This window comes from Cloacibacillus sp. (genome assembly GCA_036655895.1).
Taxonomy (GTDB): Bacteria; Synergistota; Synergistia; order Synergistales; family Synergistaceae; genus JAVVPF01.
The window spans coordinates 1-6,406 of sequence record JAVVPF010000058.1; the positions used below are offsets into that span (position 1 = coordinate 1).

6 protein-coding genes are annotated in these 6,406 nt (G+C 54.0%); all 6 read left to right on the forward strand.

Annotated features, from left to right (window positions below):
* Nucleotides 1–347: 347 nt before the first annotated feature.
* Nucleotides 348–1,520: a beta-aspartyl-peptidase gene (iadA, locus tag RRY12_12095; protein MEG2185412.1), complete on the forward strand. Its 1,173-nt coding sequence runs from the start codon at nt 348–350 to the stop codon at nt 1,518–1,520.
* A 72-nt stretch (nt 1,521–1,592) separates the two neighbouring features.
* Nucleotides 1,593–2,783: a M20 family metallopeptidase gene (locus RRY12_12100; protein ID MEG2185413.1), complete on the forward strand. Its 1,191-nt coding sequence runs from the start codon at nt 1,593–1,595 to the stop codon at nt 2,781–2,783.
* A gap of 24 nt (nt 2,784–2,807) precedes the next feature.
* On the forward strand, nt 2,808–3,782 hold the full coding sequence (locus RRY12_12105) for an ABC transporter permease (protein MEG2185414.1): 975 nt from the start codon (nt 2,808–2,810) through the stop codon (nt 3,780–3,782).
* A gap of 5 nt (nt 3,783–3,787) precedes the next feature.
* Nucleotides 3,788–4,672, forward strand: a complete 885-nt coding sequence (locus RRY12_12110; protein MEG2185415.1) for an ABC transporter permease — start codon at nt 3,788–3,790, stop codon at nt 4,670–4,672.
* Between the two features lie 9 nt (nt 4,673–4,681).
* On the forward strand, nt 4,682–5,671 hold the full coding sequence (locus RRY12_12115) for an ABC transporter ATP-binding protein (GenBank protein ID MEG2185416.1): 990 nt from the start codon (nt 4,682–4,684) through the stop codon (nt 5,669–5,671).
* Nucleotides 5,664–6,406 (forward strand): dipeptide/oligopeptide/nickel ABC transporter ATP-binding protein (locus RRY12_12120; GenBank protein ID MEG2185417.1); only part of this gene is annotated, 743 nt, incomplete at its 3' end. The genes RRY12_12115 and RRY12_12120, both read left to right, overlap by 8 nt.

Genomic DNA, 6,406 nt, shown 5'->3' on the forward strand with positions numbered 1-6,406 from the left:
AAAGGAACGGACGTGCCGCATCACAATCCGAAATTCGACGTGGACGAAGACGTCTTCTCAAGCGGAAGCGCGGTGTTCGTCTCAATAGTGGAGGACTTCCTGAAATAACGCGCCACCGGCGCGCAGCGCGCCAAAAATAAGACGACCTATACAAGTACAGAGGCCTCGCGTTTTGCGAGGCCTCTGTACTTGATGCACGTGATGATTCTTCAAACCGTATCCTTTTAGGCATCTATTTGCTATAATTACAAAGCTTGTATAAAAAGACGGCAACATTATCCTAAAGTATTCCGATGCCCGGGATACGGGATAAAATCTTTGCCACGGCGAAACAGGAGACATCGAAAATGTTGCTTATCAGAAACGCTGATCTTTACGCACCAGAGGCTATGGGTATCTGCGACATCCTCGCAGAGGGGCCTGAGATAATAAAAGTAACACCAGCCGGTGAAATATCCCCTGCGCTTATCAAAGAGGCCGGCGTGCCGCTTCAGTTGATAGACGCAAAAGGCGCGCTCACAATGCCAGGAATTTTAGACCAGCACATACATATCAACGGCGCCGGCGGCGAAGGCGGCCCGATAAACAGAACGCCGCCGGTGCGGCTTTCCTCCCTTATAGAAGGAGGAGTCACCTCCGTCGTCGGCCTGCTTGGGACGGACGGCATCTGCCGCTCTATTGAAGAACTTCTTATGAAGGCGCGCGCGCTTGAAGCGGAGGGTGTTTCCACTTGGATACATACCGGCAGCTATAGTCTGCCCTCTGTTACGATCACCGAAAGCGTTCGCCGCGATATATGCCTTGTAGACAAAGTTATCGGCGTTAAGCTCGCGCTTGGCGACCACAGAGGCTCTTACCCGACTCGCGATGAGCTAAGACGGATTGCCTCCGATGCGAGGGTCGCGGGCATTCTTTCTGGGAAAGCCGGCGTCGTCTGTCTGCACATGGGAAGCGACGCGGACGCTTTCAGCCTTATAACAGAGGCCCTGGCTGCTACGAACATTCCTTTGTCGCAATTTTTGCCCACACATGTGACGAGAAACCCAAAAATGCTGGAACAGGCGGCGCAATATGCGCGCGACGGTGGATATATCGATATTACGGCGCATACCGCAGACGACAGCTCCAATGGGGTCAAAAGCGCCGCGGCTATTGCCTATTTAAAGGAAACGGGAACCCCTCTTTCACACGTTACGCTGAGTTCTGACGGCAACGGCTCGCTGCCGCGTTTCAACGCGGCGGGAGAGCTTGAGAGCATTTCTGCCGCTCCAGTGAACTCGGTACTCAAAATCATAAGAGAACTTATCATAAATAAGAGCGTCAGTATTGCAGACGCGGTAAGCCTCGCCACGGCAAACGCGGCAAGCAGGCTTTCGATAAAAGACAAGGGGAGCGTGCGCGCCGGCTTTTCATGCGACCTGCTTATCTTGGATGACGCCCTCTCTTTGCGTTATGTGATCTCAAAGGGAAAAATAATGATGGAAGAGGGCGTTACAGTCGTCAAGGGAAGGTTCGAATAAGGACGGCCGTGTTTCGTATTTTTATGCTGCGAGGCAAGCATCGATAAATTTAAAGGACTGGAAGCGAAGTTTTTGAACAAACAAAAGGAATTTATCTGTAACACAGTAGAGGCTTTGCGGGAAGAGCTGCTCGGGCTGAGTCATGATATCCACGACAACCCGGAGCTTGGCCTTGAAGAATTCAAGGCCTGCGCGTGGCAGACTGCGCTGCTGAAAAATCACGGTTTCGCCGTAGAATCTCCGTTTTGCGAAATGGAGACGGCCTTTAAGGCGACCTTCGACACAGGAAAAGAGGGAGCTGCGGTAGCCTTTCTTTCTGAATATGACGCGCTTGAGGGCATAGGCCACGGCTGCGGCCACAACATAATAGCCGCCTCCGCCGTTGGCGCCGCAGTCGCGCTTGCGGCCGCGCTTAAAGAGTCCGGCGCAGGTGGAAAGGTTACGCTCTTTGGCACTCCCGCCGAGGAGACGGAGGGCGGCAAAATACCGATGGTAGAGGCTGGCGCCTTTAACGGTTATGACTGCGCGCTTATGATGCACCCCGCGTCAGAAAATATAATCTGCCGCCACGGCCTTGCGGCGCAGAGCGTCTATGTGGAGTTTTTCGGCAAGGCGGCGCATTCTTCGACGCCATCTGCGGGAATAAACGCGCTTGCTTCGCTTATTTCGTTCTTCACCTCAATAGACGCCATACAGCAGACCTGGCCGAACACAAGCAAAATCAACGGCATCATAACGGACGGAGGCAAAGCTTCGAACGTAATATGCGAATATGCCCGCGCCGCCTTTACGGTCCGCGCCGCCAGGAAGAAAGAGATACTCGTCATGTACGCCGATATGGAACGCGCGGCGCAGGCTGCCGCGCTTGTCACAGGAGCAAAGGCCAAGGTAAGTTGCGGGCGGCTTTACGCGGAGCGCTATCCGAGCCGCACTCTTGGCGAGGCGTTCAAGGCCAACATGGCGCCGCTTGGCGAAGAGATGGATTATCCCGATTATAACGCGCAGGTCGGTTCCTCCGACATCGGAAACGTCTCGCTCGTGACGCCCGCAATACATGAATATCTCTCCATCGGCGACGCGGCGGAGCTAATATCGCACCACGAATCCTTCCGCACAGCCGCCGCCTCAAAACGCGCAGACGACGTGGTGCTGCTTGCCGCTAAAGGACTTGCAATGACGGGGCTTGATGTGATGATGGACGCCGCGCTCCGCGCCGCGATGAAAGATGAGTTTGAAAAGAAGGTCCGCCCTTACCAGTGCTGAGCCGCAATTATCTTATAAAGGAGAGTGACGCCGTTGTTTAAATATTTCATAGTAAGGATCGTTCAGATGTTCATGGTCCTTTTTGTCGTTTCTGTGATCGTCTTCAGCCTGATGAGCTTCACGGGCGACCCTGTGCTGATGATAGTGCCGCCCACCGCCACCGAGGCGCAGATAGAAGAGGCGCGCATTGCGCTTGGCCTCGACAAGCCGCTCATAGTCCAATATAAAATCTTTCTGAGCAACCTTTTGCACGGAGACCTCGGAGTCTCCTATATGTTCAAAAGGCCCGCGCTCGACTTGATACTTGAACGTATGCCCGCGACGCTTGAGCTTGTATTTCTTTCGGTGTTGATATCTGTCGTCATCGCGATCCCGTGCGGCGTCTTTGCCGGGGCGTGGCCCAATAATATATTGAGCCGCATGATAATGGGAGGCTCCCTCTTTGGTATATCGCTGCCCTCTTTCTGGGTGGGGATACTGCTCATTTTCTATTTCGCGGTTGAAAAGGGACTTCTGCCTTCTTCCGGACGCGGAGACACGGGAACGCTTTTTGGCATTCCGTTTGCCTTTCTCACCTGGGACGGCTTCAAACATATCATACTCCCCGCCGTCTCGCTTGCTCTTGGCACGCTTGCCATGCTGATACGCCTTACTAGAGCGCAGCTCATGGAGGTAATGAGGCAGGATTTTATCAAATTCGCGCGCGCAAAGGGCGTCTCATGGAACCGGCTCTTATTCTCTCACGCGCTGAAAAACGCGCTGGTGCCAGTAGTTACGGTCTTCGGCCTTCAGGTGGGAAGCCTTATCGCGTTTGCCACAGTCACTGAGACTATCTTTGCCTGGCCCGGCATGGGCAAACTGCTGGTTGACTCGATAAATACGGCGGACAGGCCGGTCATCGTAGCCTATTTAATGATTGTCGCGGCAATGTTCGTCATAATCAATTTCCTTGTTGACATTGTCTACACGATGATCGACCCGCGAATCGACCTGAGGTGAGCCTGATGATAAACAAAAAAGCTAATTTCCTAAAAGGGGAGTTCATGCACAACTTTCTTCGCAATCCAGGCGCCGTCTGCGGCCTTGCGATAGTAGTATTCTTCGTGCTGATGGTGCTCGTAGGCCCGTTTTTTACGCCGCAGAATCCATACGACATCGCCTCTCTCGACTTAATGGACGCCTATAAGCCGCCCATGTGGATGGAGGGCGGAGTCTCCGCCTTTCCTTTCGGCACCGACGACCAGGGGCGCGACATGTTGAGCGCCATCGTCTACGGCAGCCGCATTTCGCTTTTCATCGGGGTGGGCTCCGTCATCATATCATGTGTGATCGGCACTGTGCTCGGGCTTGTCGCCGGATATTTCGGAGGCAGGACTGACAGCATTCTGATGCGCATCGTAGACGTCCAGCTCTCCTTTCCCGCGATGCTAGTCGCTCTTTTTATAATGGCGGCCTTCGGGCGCGGAATGTGGAAGCTGATACTAGCGCTCACCATAGTGGGGTGGGTGCTCTACGCGCGCACCGTGCGAAGCGCCGTCCTCGTTGAAAAAAACAAGGAGTATGTCGAGGCCGCAAAGCTCATCGGGCTTTCTCCGCTGCCCATCATCCTCCGCCATATACTTCCAAACACATTGACGCCTCTCATAGTCATAGCGACCATCCAGATAGGCTCAGTCATTCTCACGGAGGCGACGCTCAGCTATCTTGGCGTCGGCGTGCCGGTGACGGAGCCGTCGCTGGGACTTCTTGTCAAGAATGGATACGACGTTCTCTTCAGCGGCCTTTGGTGGTCGTCCGTCCTTCCCGGTATTTTTATAATGCTGCTCGTCTTCGGAATAAACCTGCTCGGTGACTTCCTAAGGGACGAGTTTAATCCGCGTCTTAAGTAGGTGCAGGTCATGTCTGAAAAATTACTCGAAGTTAAAAACCTTAAGACCTCATTCGCCATGTTTCGCGGAACTGTCCGTTCTGTGGACGGCGTTGATTTCACGCTTTCAAAAGGCGAGATAATGGGACTTGTCGGTGAATCTGGGGGCGGCAAATCTGTGACCGGTTTTTCTCTGCTCGGGCTTATCGACCCTCCCGGAAAAATCACGGACGGTGAAGTGCTGTTTAAAGGTGAAAATCTGCTCAGCAAGAGCGAAGAAGAGATGCGCCATATAAGGGGCAGGGAAATAGCGATGGTCTTTCAGGACCCGATGACCTCGCTCAATCCGCTTCAGACGGTCGGCGCGCAGATAAACGAGATGCTCATGCTGCATACGCGTCTGAACGGCGCCGAGCGCGAACAAAGAGCGCTTGAATTGATGCGCGAGGTCGGCATCCCCAACCCGCAAGAACGGCTCGTCTGCTATCCGCACCAGTTCTCCGGAGGGATGCGCCAGAGAGTGGTCATCGCCATAGCGCTTGCGGCAAACCCCGAACTCATAATAGCGGACGAACCTACAACGGCGCTTGACGTCACCGTGCAGGCGCAGATACTGCGGCTTATGAAGACGCTGGTGGACAAACGAGGTTCGTCGCTCATCCTTATAACGCACGACTTGGCTGTAGTCTCCGAGATGGCGGACAAGGTGGACGTGATGTACTGCGGGAGGATAATTGAGGAGGGGCCGACGCGCGAACTGATAGATTCCCCGCTTCACCCGTACACGCGCGGGCTGCTTGACTCCATCCCGAAGATGGCAGGCGAAAGGTCAAAACGCCTTCCGCAGATATCGGGAATGGTGCCGAGCCTCTTTGACCTTCCAAGCGGATGTTACTTTGCACCGAGATGCTCACGCGCCACGGACGAATGTTTGAAAAGCTATCCTCCTATGCAAGAGGCGGGGGCAAATCGCCGCGTCGCATGCTTCCATCCGCTGAAAGGGGTTTCGGACAATGAATAACGACAACATCCTCGAAGTAAGAGAGCTGGTGCAGAGCTTCTCGCAGCCGTATTCGCTGATGGACAGGCTTGCCCGAAAGAAGAAAAAAGTGGTGCATGCGGTGAACGGAGTCTCCTTCGACGTAAAAAGAGGAGAGGTTTTCAGTCTTGTGGGCGAGTCCGGCTGCGGCAAATCAACGACGGCAAGGTCGGTCATCCGACTCATAGAGCCAAAAGGCGGACAAGTCCTCTTTAACGGAGAGGAGATAACGAACTTTTCTCAAAGGCAGATGCTACCGCTCAGAAAAAAGATGCAGATGATATTTCAGGACCCATACGCCTCTCTGGATCCAAGGCAGAAGGTCGGAGATATAATCATGGAGCCGATGCTTTTCCACGACATAGCGAAAACAAAAGAAGAGGCCGCAGAGAGGATGCTGAAGATCCTTGATATCGTAGGTTTCCGTCCAGAGCAGGCCGACCGCTACCCGCACCAGTTTTCCGGCGGCCAGCGCCAGCGCATCGGCATCGCGCGCGCAGTTGCGACGAATCCCTCTTTTATCATAGCGGACGAACCAGTCTCCGCGCTCGACGTCTCGATACAGGCCCAGGTGCTGAACCTCATGATGGACCTGCGCGATGAGCTCAAGCTCTCGTATCTCTTCATAGCGCATGACCTTTCCGTCGTGCGTCATGTGACAGAGAGGCTTGGCATAATGTACCTGGGCTTCATCGTTGAGACGGGAGAAAGAGACGC